Genomic DNA, 15,596 nt, shown 5'->3' on the forward strand with positions numbered 1-15,596 from the left:
TTCCGGGGGCTCCTCCCATGATAGACCGCACCATGGATTCGACAGAGCGGATTCGCGAGACGTACGACAAAGTGGCGCCGACCTATGATCGGGACGAGAACGAGCTCGCGATCGGCCGTCGGCTCTACTGGTTCTTGTACGAGAGCCTCACGTGGAACGCGGTGGCTGCCGTGCTCCCCGAGGGCCGGAGCTTACGCATTCTCGACGCCGGAGGCGGGAGCGGCAAATACGGCGCGCTCTTTGCCGAGCGTGGCCATCACGTCACGGTGCTCGATCTCTCGCCGGGAATGCTCGAGCAGGCCAGGGCCCGCTTCGACCAGCGAGGGCTGCTCACGCGTGGCACCTTCGAGGTGGGGAGCATCCTCTCTTTGCCTTTCGCCGATGGCGCGTTCGATCTGGTATTCTGCGAGGGCGATCCTGTCTCGTACTGCACGTCCCGCTATCGAGAGGCCATCGCGGAGCTTTGCCGGGTCGCAGCCCGAGGGGCGTACGTGGTCCTGGGGGTCGACAATCGACAATCTTATTTCCAGGGCGCCCTGAACGCCGGCAACAAAGCCGAGGCCATGGAGATCCTGCTCACCGGGCGGGCGACCTGTCCGTATGGACTGCCCACCCACGCCTTCACGATTCCCGAGCTCGAGGAAGCGGTGGATGCGGCCGGCGCGGATGTCATCGAGATCTTCGGCAAACCGATGCTCTTTCGCGAGGTGATGGAGGCTCTCACAGCGACGCGTGGACCCGACTTCGATCCATGGGAGGCACGGCAAGAGATCCTCACATTGCAGGAGCGGATCGCGCACGAGGGGTATGCGAGCGCGGGCGGCCACCTCCAGGTGATGGCGCGCCGGCGCTGACAGTTCGCGCGCGAGGGATAACCAGCGTGGCTGTGCGCGACCGTCCCTCTCGATGCTCCTCGATCTCCCCCGCATCCACGAGCTAAAGCGCGAACACGCGCGATTCCTCGAGAACGGCACCCTCCACCCCGAGGCGGCGCTCCGGCGCTATTTCGACACGTTTGTCACGAAGTGCGGCGCTGCGACGGCTCGACGGGGTCGAGCTGCGCGAGGCGTTCGAGTGATCGCAAACCTTTGTACACAAAACGCTTCTCACGCGTCGCAGGGGTGATCGATCCGATCACCCCTGCGATCGAGCCGATCGCAGGCCTCTCACGGCGGCCGCCGATGATTCCCTCGAATTCCCAGCGATCGTGGAGGCTCTCGGCGTGGCACAGGAGCTGCTCTGGTCCACGCCGACGCCGGTCCGGAGCGGGCTGGCCGATCCTCAAGGAGCCTCCCCATGAAGACGAAGCGTGCCCTCTTCCATCTCGCGACGTACAGCCTGCTCGCGGCGACCACGGCCATCGGCTGCGGCGATATGGATGCGACCGAGCTCGACGAGGACGTGTGGGAGTCCGAGGAGAGCCTGCTCATGGCGCCGAGCCAAACCGACGCGGACAGCGCAATCAACAGCGCCTACAGCACGTGGAAGACCAAATACGTCACGTCCTCGGGAGCGGGAGGCTTCTTGCGCGTGCAGCGGCCCGAGAACGCGAACGACACCGTGTCGGAGGGCATCGCGTACGGCATGCTTCTCGCAGCGTACCTGGGCGACAAACCCACGTTCGACGGCCTGTGGGGCTACGCGAAGAGCCACCTCGACGGCAATGGACTCATGCACTGGCAGATCAACGCGAGCAACTCGGTCATCGGCTGGAACGCGGCCACCGACTCCGACGAGGACATGGCGCTCGCGCTCATCGTGGCAGAGAAGGCCTGGGGGGCGACGTACGGGGCCGACGCGAAAACACTGCTCGGGCGCATTTTGCAGCACGAGGTGGAGAGCGGGACGAACGTACTCAAGCCCGGGGACGCGTGGGGTGGATCCTCCGTGACGAACCCAAGCTATTTCGCGCCCGGCTATTACAGGGCATTCAAGGCCTACACGGGCGAGGCGCGGTGGGAGAGCGTGGCCGCGTCGTGTTATCAGATCATCGCGAACCTGAATGCGAACACGGGCGCCGGCACCACGGGCCTCTTGCCCGATTGGACGACCGCGGCGGGCAATCCGGCCTCGGGAATGGGCTTCGACTACAGGTACGACGCGGCGCGCGTGCCGTGGCGCCTCGCGGTCGACGCCGTCTGGTACGGGACGCCCCAGGCGATCGCGCAGCTCGACAAGCTGAACACGTTCTGGAAGAGCGTGGGCGTCGGGAACATCAAAGACGGGTATACCGTGTCCGGAAATCTCATCGGGCAATGGCACAACGCTACGTTCGTGGGAATGGCGGCGGCCGGTGCAGCCGTGTCGCCCGACGCGGCCTTCAAGTCGGCGCTGTGGAACGAGACGAAGAATTTCCAAAGCGAGAATTATTATAACGACTCGCTCCGCGTGCTCGCGCTTCTTTTCATGGGCGACCGGATGCCGAACCCGGTGGGCGGGAGCTCGCCGCCGCCTTCCCAGAACGCGGCGCCATCGGTGAACGTCACCGCCCCCTCGAACGGGGGCAGCTTCACGGCGCCCGCTAGCATTTCGATCCAAGCGTCGGCGAGTGACAGCGACGGGACGGTGAGCAAGGTGGAGTTCTTCGCGGGCGCGGTGAAGCTCGGGGAAGACACGACAGCCCCGTATTCGTATACGTGGAGCAACGTCGCGGCGGGCTCGTACGCAATCACGGCCAAGGCGACCGACAACGCGGGCGCGACGACGACGTCGAGCGTGGTGGCCGTGACGGTGAACGACCCTGGCCAGCCGCCGCCGAGCGGGGGCGGCTCGCTGTCGGTGCAATACCGGGCGGGGGACACGAACGCGAGCGATAACCAGATCAGGCCGCATCTCAATATCGTGAACGCCGGGGCGAGCAGCGTGCCGCTGAGCGAGCTCAAGATCCGGTACTGGTACACGAGCGACGGCGCGAACGGACAGCAATCGGCGTGCGACTACGCCGTGGTCGGGAGCTCGAACGTGACGCGGCAATTCACGGCCGTGAGCCCCGCGCGGACGGGGGCCGACACGTACATCGAGGTGGGCTTCACGTCAGCGGCGGGCAGCGTCGCGGCCGGCGGGCAGAGCGGCGAGATTCAGCTTCGGTTCAACAAGGACAACTGGTCCAATTACAACGAGGCGAATGATTACTCGTGCGATCCGACGAAGACGAGCTTCGCGAATCACGCGAAGGTGACGCTCTACAGGAACGGCGCGCTCGTCTGGGGGACGGAGCCGTAATCGCGCGCCTCGGCGTGCCACGTCGGCCGTGAAGGCCAGGACACACGCCTGGCCCTGACGATCTCGAAACACCCTCCTCATCTTTGCACTTCTTTGGTACGCTCCCGCGACGGCGCGCGGGGAGTCGTCCGAGGTCGGTCGTGAGCCGAGCGCGGCATCTCCCCTCGTGCCCATCGCCATGCCCTCCAAAATTCGGATCCTCTTCCTCGGGGCGAACCCTTCCGATACCACGCGCCTGGCGCTCGGGCGGGAGGTCCGCGAAATCATGCAGCGCCTTCGCGGCACGCACGAGGGCGAGCGCTTCGAGATCGTGCAGGAGTGGGCCGTTCGTGTCGGCGATCTTCAAGCGGCGCTGCTAAGGCACAGGCCGCAGATCGTCCACTTTTCCGGGCACGGTCGAGGCGACCGGGGCGTGAGCTCGTCCGATTCGGTCGGCATCGGCCGGGAGATGTTGCCCGTCGAAGAGTCTCTGGAAGGCGAAATCCTGGTCGAGGACGATGCGGGGAGAGCCAAGCCGATCCCTGCGTCTGCATTGGCAAACCTTTTCGGAATCGTGGGCGGTGTTCGTTGTGTCGTGCTGAACGCCTGCCATTCCGCCGCCCAGGCGGAGGCGATCCGGCAACACGTGGATGCCGTCGTCAGCATGAGGCGATCGATCCAGGACGCGGCAGCCATCAGTTTTGCATGGGCCTTCTACCAAGGGCTCGGGTTCGGCGCTTCGCTGAACCAGGCGTTCGAGCTGGGCAAGAATCAGATCGAGCTGGCCGGATTCGGGGATGGGGAGGTGCCGAGATTGCTGACACGAGAGTTCCCGATCCGTGCAGGCGTTGTCCTCACCGACGTGCGTCCCAGGGCGAGCCGCGACGTGGAGGAGGACCACGTCGATCCGTTCCTCGCGAATGTCGAGCGTGTGGCACGCTTACGCCACGCGGGGGCGCGCATCACGCGCCGCGAGGGACCGGCGCCGTGGGCAGGTACGCTCGACATCGAGGTGCAGGAGGGAGCGATCTTCGAGCTTCGTGTCGTCAGCGCCGTCGACAGGCCGATCACGGAAGAGCTCTTGTCGCAGTACATCACGGACGTGGTGCAGCCGCTCCGGCAGCGAGATCCCTACGGAGGAAAACCCACGCTGGTTCACGCGGGGGCGCCCGCCGCTTATGCCTTTCAGACGGAGGCAGCTCGCCGCGGTGTGCTCCTCAAGAGCTTCTCGGAGTACCAGGGCCTTCTCGATTTTCGACTTTACCTCGAACGACAAACAGAGCGCCTGGAGAGCGACGCCATTTATCCCCCGTGGCTTTACGTCGATCAGCCCGCGCGCGTGAGCCTCGCGGGGGCTCGCGAGGAGAGACGGGTCGAAAGCGCGCTCGCGACCTTGTGGCAGGAGCTCGACACGCCCCTTCATCCACGGTTTGCCCTCGTGCTTGGCGATTTCGGTGCCGGCAAGACGTTCCTGCTCCACGAGCTCGCGCGCCGCATGGCTACGGAGAAGCATCCGCTCGTCCCGGTGCTGGTCGAGATGAGCAAGCTCGAGAAGGCGCAGACGCTGAAGACCCTACTCGCTCAGCATTTCGCGGCGACGGACATGGCCGGCTTCGATTTCGCAGCGTTCCAGTACATGCTCGCCGAGGGGCGGATCGCGCTCCTGTTCGACGGCTTCGACGAGCTCGCATTGCGTCTGCCCTACGACCGAGCGGTCCAGCATTTCGAGACGGTCTTGCAGGCGGCGCACGGGCTCGCGAAGGTGGTCGTGACGAGCAGGCGGCAACATTTCTTGACCGACCACGACGTCAAACGCGCACTGGCGGAGCACGCCGAGCGGACGCAGGGCTATCGGTTTTTCCTCCTGGAGCGCTTCGAGGAGCCGCAGATCCGGAGGTTCCTGCAAAACACCTTGCAGGATCCGGCCGAGGCCGACGAGCGTTACCGACAGCTCGACAACGTGAAGGATCTGCTCGGGCTCTCCCACAACCCGCGCATGCTGGGGTTCATCGCGAAGATCGACAAAGAGAAGCTCCGGCGGGCAGAGGAGAACGACGAGGAGGTCACGGCGGCGAAGCTCTACGAGTGGCTCGTCGATCAGTGGCTCGATTTCGAGTACGAGCGGGCGAACCCGCCCGGAGCGCCGCGAGGCGTGTCGCGAAGAGCTTTGCGATCGGTGATGTCCGACCTCGCGCTGCTATTGTGGGATCGGCCCGTCAAGACGGTCGAGATTCACGAGATTCGCGAGTGCGTGGTGTCGAGGATGCGGGCGCTCGGGGAGCCGGCGCTCGACGCGGGGATCCTGGAGCATCTCTTCGGGTCGGGGTCGCTCTTCGTACGGGATCGGGACGGCGTGTTCCAGTTCGTGCATCGCTCCGTGCTGGAATGGCTGGTCGCGGACGTTGCGGCGCGAGAGGTCATGGGGAGAAAAGACTCCCAGGCGCTCGCGCTCGACGAGATGAGCGAGCTCATGGCGGATTTCTTCGCCTCGATGGTGGGGAAAGACGCCGCGCTGGAGTGGGCATCGAGCAAGCTGTCCGGCGCGGCCGAGGGGCACGCCAAGAAAAACGCGGCGCTTTTGCTGAAGCGGATCGAGAAAACATGGGGGCCGCTGCCGGAGGTGGAGGTCCCCGTGACGATGGACCTCGAAGGCCAGGATTTGCGGGGCGGCGATTATTCGGGGTCCGATTGGAGCGAGGCGAACCTCGCGCGGGCCGACCTGCGGGGCGCGACGCTCGTGGGGGCGAAGTTGTGGGGGGCTTCGCTCGCCTCCGCAAACCTGTCTCGGGCGGACCTGCGGGGCGCGGATCTTTCGAGGGTGGACCTCACTGCGGCGGAGCTATCGTTCGTTCGGGCGGTCAGCGCGGACTTGACGATGGCGGGGCCCATCGAGCCGGCGCGATGGCGGGGGGCGAACCTGCTCGGGGCGAAGGGGATCGAAAACGAATGGCTGGACCCCCTGGTCGAGCAAGGCGCCGTTCCGCCTTCTTTGCGACGGGTCGAGCCCATGTGGATGTCTGCTTCCGCGTGCTTGAGCATCGCATTTTCCGCGGATGGGTCGATGCTCGCCGCGGCGCACGTCGATGGGGCGGTATGGCTGGTGGATGCGAGGCGAGGAAAGGTTCTGCGGGTCCTGCTCGGGCACACCGGAGAGGCTCGAGCGGTGGCGTTCTCCCCGGATGGCAGGAGGCTCGCGTCCGGCTCGTCCGACAAGACCATTCGGGTCTGGCAAGTCTCGACCGGCCGCATTTCGAGTGTCCTCGAAGGGCACGCGGGTGCGGTGAACAGCGTCGCGTTCGCCCCCGACGGCAAGGTGCTCGTCTCCGGCTCCGAGGACAAGAGCATTCGTCTCTGGAATGTCGGCTTCGGGCGTCCAGCAGGCGTATTTCAATGGCTTGGAGGGGCGGTCACGAGCATCGTATTCTCGCCGGATGGGAGGACCCTCGCCTCCGGTTCGTCGGATAAGCTCGTCGGGTTGTGGGACTTCGTGACGATCGGGACGAGCGCTCTGATCGCCGCTTTCCGGGGACATACGGACGCAGTCAGGAGCATCGCGTTCGCGCCGGATGGTAAGAGACTCGCGTCGGGCTCGGCTGACAAGACCATTCGACTCTGGGACGTCGAGACGCGGCGCGAACTACGCGTTCTTCACGGGCATACGAGAGCGGTCGTGTGCGTCGCATTTGCCCCTGACGGCAAGAGTCTCGCGTCGGGTTCGTCCGACCATACCGCTCGGCTCTGGAACGTCGAGACGGGACGCGAAACGGGTCGTATCGCGGATCAGGATAATTCGGTGATGAGCGTCGCCTTTGCGCCCGATGGCGCGACGCTCGCCGTCGGTTCGTGGGATGCGTCCCTTCGGCTATGGGACGTTCGGACGGGGCGCCGGATGCACGTCTTCGAGGGGCGCCCACACGCGGTGACGAGCATCGCGTTCGCGCCCGAGGGCCGGATCCTCGCATCGGGTTCGGATGACAAGACGGTTCGGCTCTGGGATCTGGCGACGGGGCGCCCTCTACGCACCCTCAAGGGGCACCTCTTATCGGTGAAGAGCGTCGCGTTCGCACCCGATGGTAGGACCCTCGCATCGGTCTCGGATGACAACCTCATTCGACTGTGGGACGTCGAAAAGCCTGGTGTTTTCCGTGCCCTCGTGGGACATGGCAACGCCGTGGCGAGCGTCGCGTTCGCCCCGGATGGCAGGATGCTCGCCACGGCTTCCTATGACGACTCCGTGCGACTCTGGGACGTTGCCACGGGCCGCGAGATCCGCACGTTCGAGAGTCATGAAAAGCCGGTGACGAGCGTCGCATTTGCGCCGGACGGCAGGACGCTGGCCTCGAGCTCGAGTGACTTGACCATTCTAATCTGGGATCTCTTGAAGAGACATACGACACGCATCTTCGCGGGGCACACGGACGTGGTGACGAGCGTCGTCTTTGCCCCGGATGGCAATACGCTCGTCTCCGCTTCCCAGGATAAAACGGTGCGATTGTGGAATGTCTCGACGGGGCTCGAAGACCGGGTCTTCGAGGGGCACACGGATTTCGTGACGAGCATCGCAATTACGCCAGACGGAAAGACCATCGCCTCCGGTTCGTCGGACAACACGCTCAGGCTCTGGGACGTCGTGACCGGTGAAGAAATAGGTATTCTGAAGCGACACACGTCTCCGGTGACGAGCGTTTCGTTCTCCCCCGACGGCGAAACCCTCGCATCTGCCTCTGAAGACGGCACCATCCACCTTTGGGACCCATCCACGGCCCGCTGCCTCGCCATTCTCCTCGCCGCCCCCGAAGGCTGGGTCGCCTTCAGCCCCGACGGCCGCTACAAGCTCGGCGGCGACATCGGCGGCTCCTTCTGGCACGTCGCCGGGCTCTGCCGATTCGAGCCCGGCGAACTCGACGAATACCTCGACCTCCGCCTCCCCGACGACGTGCCCTTCCTCCCCGCCAAACCCTGAAAGCCCCGCCCTCACGGCATTCGGCCGAGCGCCGCGCGCCCCGCATCCACGAAAATCCCCACCCAGCGCTCGACCTCGTCGCGCGGTACGCCCATCCGCGAGGCCATCGTCGCAGCAGTCGCCGTGCCCCGGAGCACCGCGAGCACGGCGTCTTCCCTGCGCACACTCTCCTCCGTGCTCGTCGATCCCGCCCCTCCTGGCGCCCCATATCGAATGCCCGCCGGACATCGCGCGATGGGGAGCCGCGCGGCCGGGTCGCCGAGCAGCACGTAGGCCGAAAGATCCTGGCGCTGCATCCAGAGGTTGGCACGACGTACCCGGCTCGCCTGGTCCTCCACGAAATCGGAAGCGAGGCTCGCTCGATGCGCGCGCTCCTCATAAGAGATCGCGATCTCCGTGCTCACCGAACGGAAAAACCGCGCGAGCTCGTGGTGCGCCACGCCGAACCGATGTCCGTGCACGAAGGCCTGCAGGATCCCCTGGAAACGCTCGGCGCGGCTCTTCGGGACGAGGCCTCCGCCCTCGATGTCGTAGTCGAGGAAGCTCCAGGTCCAGGCGAGATCCACATGCCCCACGACGGCGAGCGGCCCCTCGGGGTTCGCGAGCGCGGCCTGCGGCAGGGCCGCGACGAAGGGCGGATCGCCGCCGCGAGGCAATGCGGCGAGGACCTGGTCCGCCGCGCTCCCGATGACGCCGAGATCGTGGAGCCTGCGGAGCCAAGGAAAATACGCGCTACGCAAAGGCGTACCGGCACCATAACAAGCGAACATGAACCAGACGCCGCCGGGCAAAAAGGGCCCGCGGCGAATGTCGTTCGCCGTGAGGAGGTCCCCCTCGCGGCCGAGGACCATCGCGCCCTGGTGGGCATATTGCTCCTCGAGAGATCGCCATCCGGCTCTCGGAATCCCCGCCCCGTGGCTCATCGTGAAGAGCATCCCCGCGCGCGTGCGTGCCGCCTCGCGGAGCAAAACGCCGGCGGCGCTCGACGTGTCGAGCGTGGTGCCCGCGGGATCCGTCGGGATCTCGACGACTTCCTCCGTATCGAACGTGCCCGCTGCCTTGCCCTGCCGTGCGATTTCGAGGGCTGGCTGCACGAGGTGACGATCTCCCTCGCACATCGCCCGCGAGCCGTCCAGCACCGCATGATAAAGCGCCCGCGCGCGCGGCACCTCCATCACGTCCGCCCAGCGGAGCGCCTTGTCGACGTAGGCCTCGTATCCGCGGTCGTCCCTGAATGCGAGTCGACCGACGAACGCCTCGCCGCCGAGCATCCGTTGCAGGTCCCACGAAATCAGCTCGGGGCCTCCGAGCAGGAGGAGATATCGAGGCCGCGCAGCCTCGCGCCGACGAACGGCGTCGCGATATTCCTTTTGAATCCAGGCCCCGGCCGCGACGGGATCCATTCCGGGATCCACGCGATACACGAGCGCCTCCTCCCCCTGTTCTTCCTCGCGCTTTTTTTGGAGCGGCGCGAGGAGCGAGAGCAGGCGGTCGCCGGCGGGGCCTTTGGGGACGACGAGGGCCCAGCGCTGCTCCGGCAGCGCGTCCGGCGGCGCGTGGACGTTGGCCAGGCGCTGCGGCGCCTCGGGCGGCGCGTCGAGCCCGGGCGCGTCGAGGGTCGCGGCGAGCGGGAGGCCTCCGTCGAGGACGGGGCGTTGATCATCGGCGTGGGCGAGGAAGAGCTCGAGTTCGTTCACGGGGCCCTCGAATGGCGACGTATCGTCGTCGAGATGGGCTTCGCGCGCAACCTCCTCGTGGGGGCCCGCGGGAGCCCGATGCTCGAGCGCCCGCGGCCCCCCATTACACGGAAGCCGCACATCAGCCGCAGAAGCCGCTCCACGACGACATGATGCCCGGAGGCGAAACCGACGCCGCGGACGAGCAGCTCGCGCCGTAGGTGCCGCTCTTCGTCACGCCATACGTCCACGGGGTCGAGCAGACGACGCGCGACGAAGAATAGACCGGGGAGCAGCCGAAGTTCGTGCAAGCTTGCGCCGAGACCGTGAACGTCTCACAGCCGCCGGTGCACGAGACCTGCGCGAGCGCCGCCGCGCCGTAGTACCCCGAGACGGACGAGCTCGGGCCGGTATAAAAACCGATGTCGCACGAGACCGTCAGCGACGCAGGGGCGGCCGCGATGTTCTTCGCGGTCTCCTGGAGGTTCGCGAGCTGCTCCTGGAGACGCTCGATCGCGTCATTCACGGCCGGCTCCTCCTCCGCCTGCGAGGCGCGCCGCGCCTGGAGGTCCGAGAGCTCCTTCTCGGCTCGCTCGATCGCCCACGCGTGCCCCTCGGCGCCGGCGATGATGCGGTTTTCGCCCTCCCGCTCTCCGCTCTCCCAGACGCCCGGCGCGAGCTCCTTCCACGCCGCATTGGGCACGAGCGCGAGCGAATCGCCCGCCCGCTCGAGTTGCATTTCGTTCCGCTCGGGGAGGGACAGCGCGCCGCTCTCGTCGACGAGGGCCTCCGTCGCGCTGTCGATCGCCTCGTCGGGCTCCGAGGAAGCCATACACCCGGCCATCACGACGCTGCCGGCGACGAGGGCCACGGAGAGGAAACGGACGGCGAAGATCGAATTTGCATTGCTCATGGCTGGACTCCCTTTGTTTTTGGTTCGGCCCCGTTTGCGGCCGTGTACCCTCCTATCTGCAGCGACCGTGCCAGGCCTGCCGTGCGTCCCCACCTCCCCTTTTCATGCGAGCGAGGGCCGTGACGCCGCGTGCTGACGCGTCAGGAGTCGAAATGACGTCTGCCGAGGGGATTGGCGCGTCAGCGCGCGCTGACGCGTGGAGTCAGCCGAGGCCGAGCTCGCGCACGCGGCGCAGGAGCGCCCGCTCGGAGACCTCGAGCCGCTCGGCCATCCGCGCGAGATCACCGCCGAGCTCACGGTGGCATTGGGAGATCTCCTGCTCCGTGAGGTCCCCCGCGGTGCGAACCCCAGGGAATCGCTCGCTGAGCATGTATATGGATGCACGCGAAATGCCGAGTTTTTCCGCGGTGGCGGCGAGGTCCCAGCGACACGCGCGCAAGGCCTCGCGGAGCTCGGCCTCGGTGACGTCGGCGGGCTTTCGCCGAACGGCAGGACGTGAAGCCGACGCGACGTCGTCGTTCGAGGCCTTGGCCGCGGCCGGCGGATCGGATACGTGCACGTGCGGAGGATCCTGCGGCGCCGGCTCGATCGGCCGCGGCCTCTCCGACTCTCGTGGAGGTTGCCGCACGAGCAGCCGCTCGACGGCGGGCGTGATCTCCGCGCGATGGCGCCCCCGATTGCCGATGACGATCTGACGAACGACGTTCCGGAGCTGCCGCACGTTGCCCGGCCAGTCGTAATCGGCGAGGCGCGCGACGAGGGACGCGGGGAGCCACGGCTTCGCGTCACTGGCAGCGGGCGCCAGGCGGTGCGATTCCCCGATCTCCGCGAGCTCCTCGCGGAAAAACCGTACGAGGAGGCGCCCGATGTCGTCCCGGCGATCGCGCAGCGGCGGAATCCATATCTCGTATGCCGCGAGCCGGTTGAGCAGCGGCGCGCGAAACGACCCCGTCGCGACCTTTCCTTCGAGATCGGCGTCTGTCGCGGCGATGACACGCACGTCGATTTTCCGTAGCTGCGTGGCGCCTACGGTCTGGATCTCTCCCGTCTCCAGCGTACGCAGCAGCGCGACCTGCAGCTCGACCGGAGCCTCGCCGATCTCGTCGAGGAAAAGCGTGCCGCCGTGCGCCTGCTCGAAATACCCGACCCGACGCCTGTCCGCTCCGGTGTATGCGCCCCTCTCCGCGCCAAAGAGCTCGGCGACGGCGAGCGAAGGCGTAATGGCGCCCAGGTTGACCGGGACGAACGGCTTGTCGCGCCGCAGGCTCGCCCGGTGAATCGCGCGGGCGACGAGCTCCTTGCCGCTGCCGGTCTCCCCACGAAGCAGGACAGGAAGATTGAGGTCGGCGACGCTGTGGATGTCCCAGAGTACGCGGCGGAGGCCGTCGCTCGCGCCGACGAGCTCGCGGGCATCGTCGCTTGCGCCCCCGTCGGGGACGTACTCGGCCGTGCTCACCCGATGTGCGAGAAGGACAATCCTATGGCCGAACTCGAGCACGACCCCGCGCGCGAGCTCCTTGGCGGAGAGCGTGGCGCTGCCGAGGATCCTTTGACCACCAAGGTTCAACGCCGTGCCGCAGTCGCCGATATCGATGCGAAGGCCGCCGTCGGGAGTGGCCGTGAAGTGGATGGGCTTGCGGCTGAGATGTTCGTCGCCGAGGTCGGCGCCGCCGCCGGGGGTGGCAGGAGGCGCGAACACAGGCACGGTGCGGGAGAGGGCGAACGGCCGACCGGGCGAACCGTCGACGAGGGCGCGATCCCCCACGCGGTCGAGGACCGGGTGGTAGAGGATGGTCAACGCAAGGGCGGGAGCGTCGTCGCCGGCTGCGGTGGCGGTTCCGCGGCCCACGAGCGTGGTGCGGTTGAATCCGGTATTCCTGCCAGTAGGCATGCACTGCCGATGGTAAGACGGGGCGTGCTGCGGGGGCAAGGGGAAGAGGCGCCCTCGAACCATCTCCGACGCGTCAGCCCGACCCTCCGATGTCAGCTCCGTCCACGGACGCGTCAGCGAGCTTCTGGAGGCGCCTCCTCGCGTGGTTCAGCTTCGAAAAACCGTCACGACCTGCCAGGCACGGAACCTGCTCGAGGGGTGACCACAACGACAACCCCTTCTTCGAGAGGTATCCATGCTCCACGACATTCGCAATCCGATGCTGCTCCTCTGTGCCTCCTTCGCCGCGCTGACGACGGGTTGCGGCACGACCGCCACCATTTCGCGGTTCAACCAGCCCGAGATCGAGGGAAAGATCGTCTCCGCCGACGACGGCATCCTCGTGGTCGAGACCCGGGCGGGAAATGATTCGATTGCGCTCCTGAGCGTCACGGACATCGATCATCCTGGAAACGTGGCCAGCACGATCGGCACCGTGCTCACCGGTTATGGAATCGCGAACATCGCGATTGGCGTAGAGGATTGCGAGAGGGGCGGGGCCGCATACTGTCTGGGCGTGTTTCTGCCGGCGGCGATCGGTGTTCCGCTGATGGCTTGGGGCTTCGCGACGTGGGGCCGATCCGTCGCGGCCGCGAGCCCGAGCTCGAAGCGCGATGACGTGAGCTTCACGGTATTGCCGACGGCGGCGATTCAAAAGAACGACAAGTTTCTGGGCGTGAACGCGACGGTCACGTACTGAACCGCCCTCGCCCTCATGCCCCTGCGATGCCCCGCACGATCTCCACCGTCACGAGCGTCGCCGTCCACCGCTCCGCGAGCTCGTCCTCATCCGGCATCATCTCCCTGCACGTCGTGCGGATCGCCTCCGCGAACGATTCTTTGACCCGCAAGGAACCGAGGTCCACCTCCGGCGACGCCGTTCCCACGACGATGAGCCGCTCCACATTGGATTCCCGCCCGGCCGACACCCGGCACGGAAACGGCCGCCCGAGGTGCCCCCGGAGCCAAAACGTCTGCCGACGCCATGGCGCGATTTCGAGCTGCGTCGTTCCGAGGATCTCCACCTTCCCGCTCGAAGAGCAATTGAGCACGTGCGCATAGATCGGCTCGCGCGAGCGGTTCTCCACGGAAAAACACACCGGCTGCCCGTCGATCAGCCGATGACGATAGCGCCCGCCGGGGGCCGGCTCCGCCTCGGGGAGCGGCGGATCCGCGAGCTCCTCCGGATCGAGCCTCCCCACGTCCCGCGCGTCGAGCACCCGCACGCGCAGCACGCCCGGCCAATCGCGGCATCGACGCGCGAGGCGCAGCGGCAAGTTGTATCGCGCGTAATGCAGGAGCGCTCGGGCGAGCGCCGCGTGATCCCCTGCAGGCCCCCAGGCGAGCGGCGCCTGATCCCCGAATGCACCCGCGCCGAATCCGTGCACGTCGTCGCCGACCCAGAAGCGCCCATCCGGCGCGCGCCCCACGACCGCCTCGACTTCGCGCCCGCCATGCGCAGAGACGGGCACGACCGAGAACGGCGCCTCGAGCTCCAGCCACCGCGAAAGATCGGCGTCGAACGGGTCGAGCCCCACGACCAAGGCGTCTCCTTTTCCGGGTGCGACGAGGCGTCCCCGCGCCGCCTCGCCGAGCACGAATGCGGAGCCCACGGGCGAGGCCAGCGCCGACGACACGGTCGCGCTCTCGATCCGCAGGAGCCCGCGCCGGGCGGCGAGATCCTCCGGGGAATGGAGCGGCGGGAAAAACTCCGGCGTTGGCCCGTACACCGCGACCTTGGCCCCCACGCCGAGCCCTACCAATGTGCCCGCATGAATACGATAACGCTCGCCCTCCTGGGTGATCACATGCCCGGGATCCTGCCTCCGAAACGGCCCTCCGAACAGGCGCCGCTCGGACCGACCGAGGAGGCACGGGTGCTGGCCCGGAAATGCAGCGGTGATTCGCGCTCGCAGCTCCTGCCAGAGATCCACCCATCGCAAGGCGCGGAGCCTCTCGTCGGGCTCCGCGGCCATCAGGTCGAGCAGCCCGGCAGTGAATGCGCCATGCCGAACACCACCCGCGCTTTTCCCCTCGCAGGCGGCTTCACCCGATTGCGCGGACGCGACGACCAAGAAGCCTGGATCCGAGGGGTCGAGTGACGAAAAGAGCCCCGCGTCGGCCTCGCCGCCGCTCCGCGTGGCGACCGAGGGGAGCATCGGCGGCTCTTCGATCGAGCAAAACCGAACGGCGCTCTCGCGCGAACGCAGCGCGCTGCGCGTCGCGCCCGCGGAGCAGCAGCAATCGAGGATGACCGTGAGATCGTCGGTCCGGGCGGCGATGCGACGCAATACATCGTTGAGCCAGTGGTCGAACAAGAGCTCCCCGCCCGCGAGCGCGTCGACCGGGACGAGCGCCTCGCGCGCGGTCCGCGTGCCCCGCGGGAGCACCTGCGTGCCGTGTCCCGAATAATGAATGAAGACCCGATCGCCCCGACGAACCGCCTCCCCTGCGAGCGCTTCGAGCGCGGCGCGCAGGTTCTCCGACGTCGGTTCGCGTTCCGGGAGGCGCGGTCGCCTCGATGAACCCGGGTGAGCCGCCACGAGCTTCGTGATCGCATCGGGCGGGACCGAAAGACGATCGAGAAGGAGCGCCTCCAGTGCGTCGACATCGTTGGCGCAGCCGTAGAGCGGATCGACGCGCGAATATGCGTCGATGCCGACGAGCAGGACGTGGAAGCGGGGCGCCTCGCTGGAGTCACCCTCTGGCGTTCGGCCGAATACGGTCATTTGCGATCGATGGAAGCAAAGGACGAGCCCCCCGTAAAGGAGGAGGCGGCGTCAATCGACAGTGGCCTGACACACATCTCCATCGTTTGGACGTCAAACATCGACCGCTGACGCGTCAGCGGTGGCCACTCGGACTGCGTTCCTTCGTGACAATCCCGGCACGAACGCTGCATGATGGTCCGAA

Annotated in this window: 8 protein-coding genes; 4 read left to right on the forward strand and 4 right to left on the reverse strand. The window is 66.9% G+C overall.

The genetic code is table 11. The features are described from left to right. Nucleotides 1-32: 32 nt before the first annotated feature. From QHF84_RS21825 to QHF84_RS21835, 3 genes are all read left to right on the forward strand, one after another. Nucleotides 33-854, forward strand: coding sequence for a class I SAM-dependent methyltransferase (locus QHF84_RS21825; protein ID WP_281315290.1), 822 nt, complete (start codon nucleotides 33-35; stop codon nucleotides 852-854). A 442-nt stretch (nucleotides 855-1,296) separates the two neighbouring features. Further along, a complete protein-coding gene (locus tag QHF84_RS21830; RefSeq protein WP_281315291.1) occupies nucleotides 1,297-3,222 on the forward strand; it encodes a glycosyl hydrolase family 8 in 1,926 nt (641 codons plus the stop codon). A gap of 178 nt (nucleotides 3,223-3,400) precedes the next feature. Further along, nucleotides 3,401-8,164 carry a pentapeptide repeat-containing protein gene (locus QHF84_RS21835; protein WP_281315292.1) on the forward strand — a complete coding sequence of 1,588 codons (4,764 nt, stop codon included), beginning with the start codon at nucleotides 3,401-3,403 and terminating at the stop codon, nucleotides 8,162-8,164. 11 nt (nucleotides 8,165-8,175) lie between these two features. Here the strand turns inward: QHF84_RS21835 and QHF84_RS21840 are convergent, their stop codons facing one another. The 3 genes from QHF84_RS21840 to QHF84_RS21850 all read right to left on the reverse strand — a co-directional run bounded on the left by QHF84_RS21840 (nucleotide 8,176) and on the right by QHF84_RS21850 (nucleotide 12,644). Next, nucleotides 8,176-9,861: a hypothetical protein gene (locus tag QHF84_RS21840; protein WP_281315293.1), complete on the reverse strand. Its 1,686-nt coding sequence runs from the start codon at nucleotides 9,859-9,861 to the stop codon at nucleotides 8,176-8,178. A 121-nt stretch (nucleotides 9,862-9,982) separates the two neighbouring features. After that, complete coding sequence (locus tag QHF84_RS21845; RefSeq protein ID WP_281315294.1) at nucleotides 9,983-10,753, reverse strand: hypothetical protein; 771 nt, start codon at nucleotides 10,751-10,753, stop codon at nucleotides 9,983-9,985. Nucleotides 10,754-10,955: 202 nt separating this feature from the next. After that, complete coding sequence (locus QHF84_RS21850; RefSeq protein ID WP_281315295.1) at nucleotides 10,956-12,644, reverse strand: sigma-54 dependent transcriptional regulator; 1,689 nt, start codon at nucleotides 12,642-12,644, stop codon at nucleotides 10,956-10,958. Between the two features lie 235 nt (nucleotides 12,645-12,879). Between QHF84_RS21850 and QHF84_RS21855 the strand changes: the two genes are divergently transcribed. Beyond that, nucleotides 12,880-13,383, forward strand: coding sequence for a hypothetical protein (locus tag QHF84_RS21855; protein ID WP_281315296.1), 504 nt, complete (start codon nucleotides 12,880-12,882; stop codon nucleotides 13,381-13,383). A 13-nt stretch (nucleotides 13,384-13,396) separates the two neighbouring features. Here the strand turns inward: QHF84_RS21855 and QHF84_RS21860 are convergent, their stop codons facing one another. Further along, the gene (locus QHF84_RS21860) at nucleotides 13,397-15,412 is read right to left on the reverse strand and encodes a caspase family protein (RefSeq protein ID WP_281315297.1); all 2,016 of its coding nucleotides are present in this window, start codon (nucleotides 15,410-15,412) and stop codon (nucleotides 13,397-13,399) included. Nucleotides 15,413-15,596 lie beyond the last annotated feature (184 nt).

It is taken from the genome of Polyangium sp. y55x31 (assembly GCF_029946505.1).
In the GTDB taxonomy this organism is placed as follows: Bacteria; Myxococcota_A; Polyangia; order Polyangiales; family Polyangiaceae; genus Polyangium.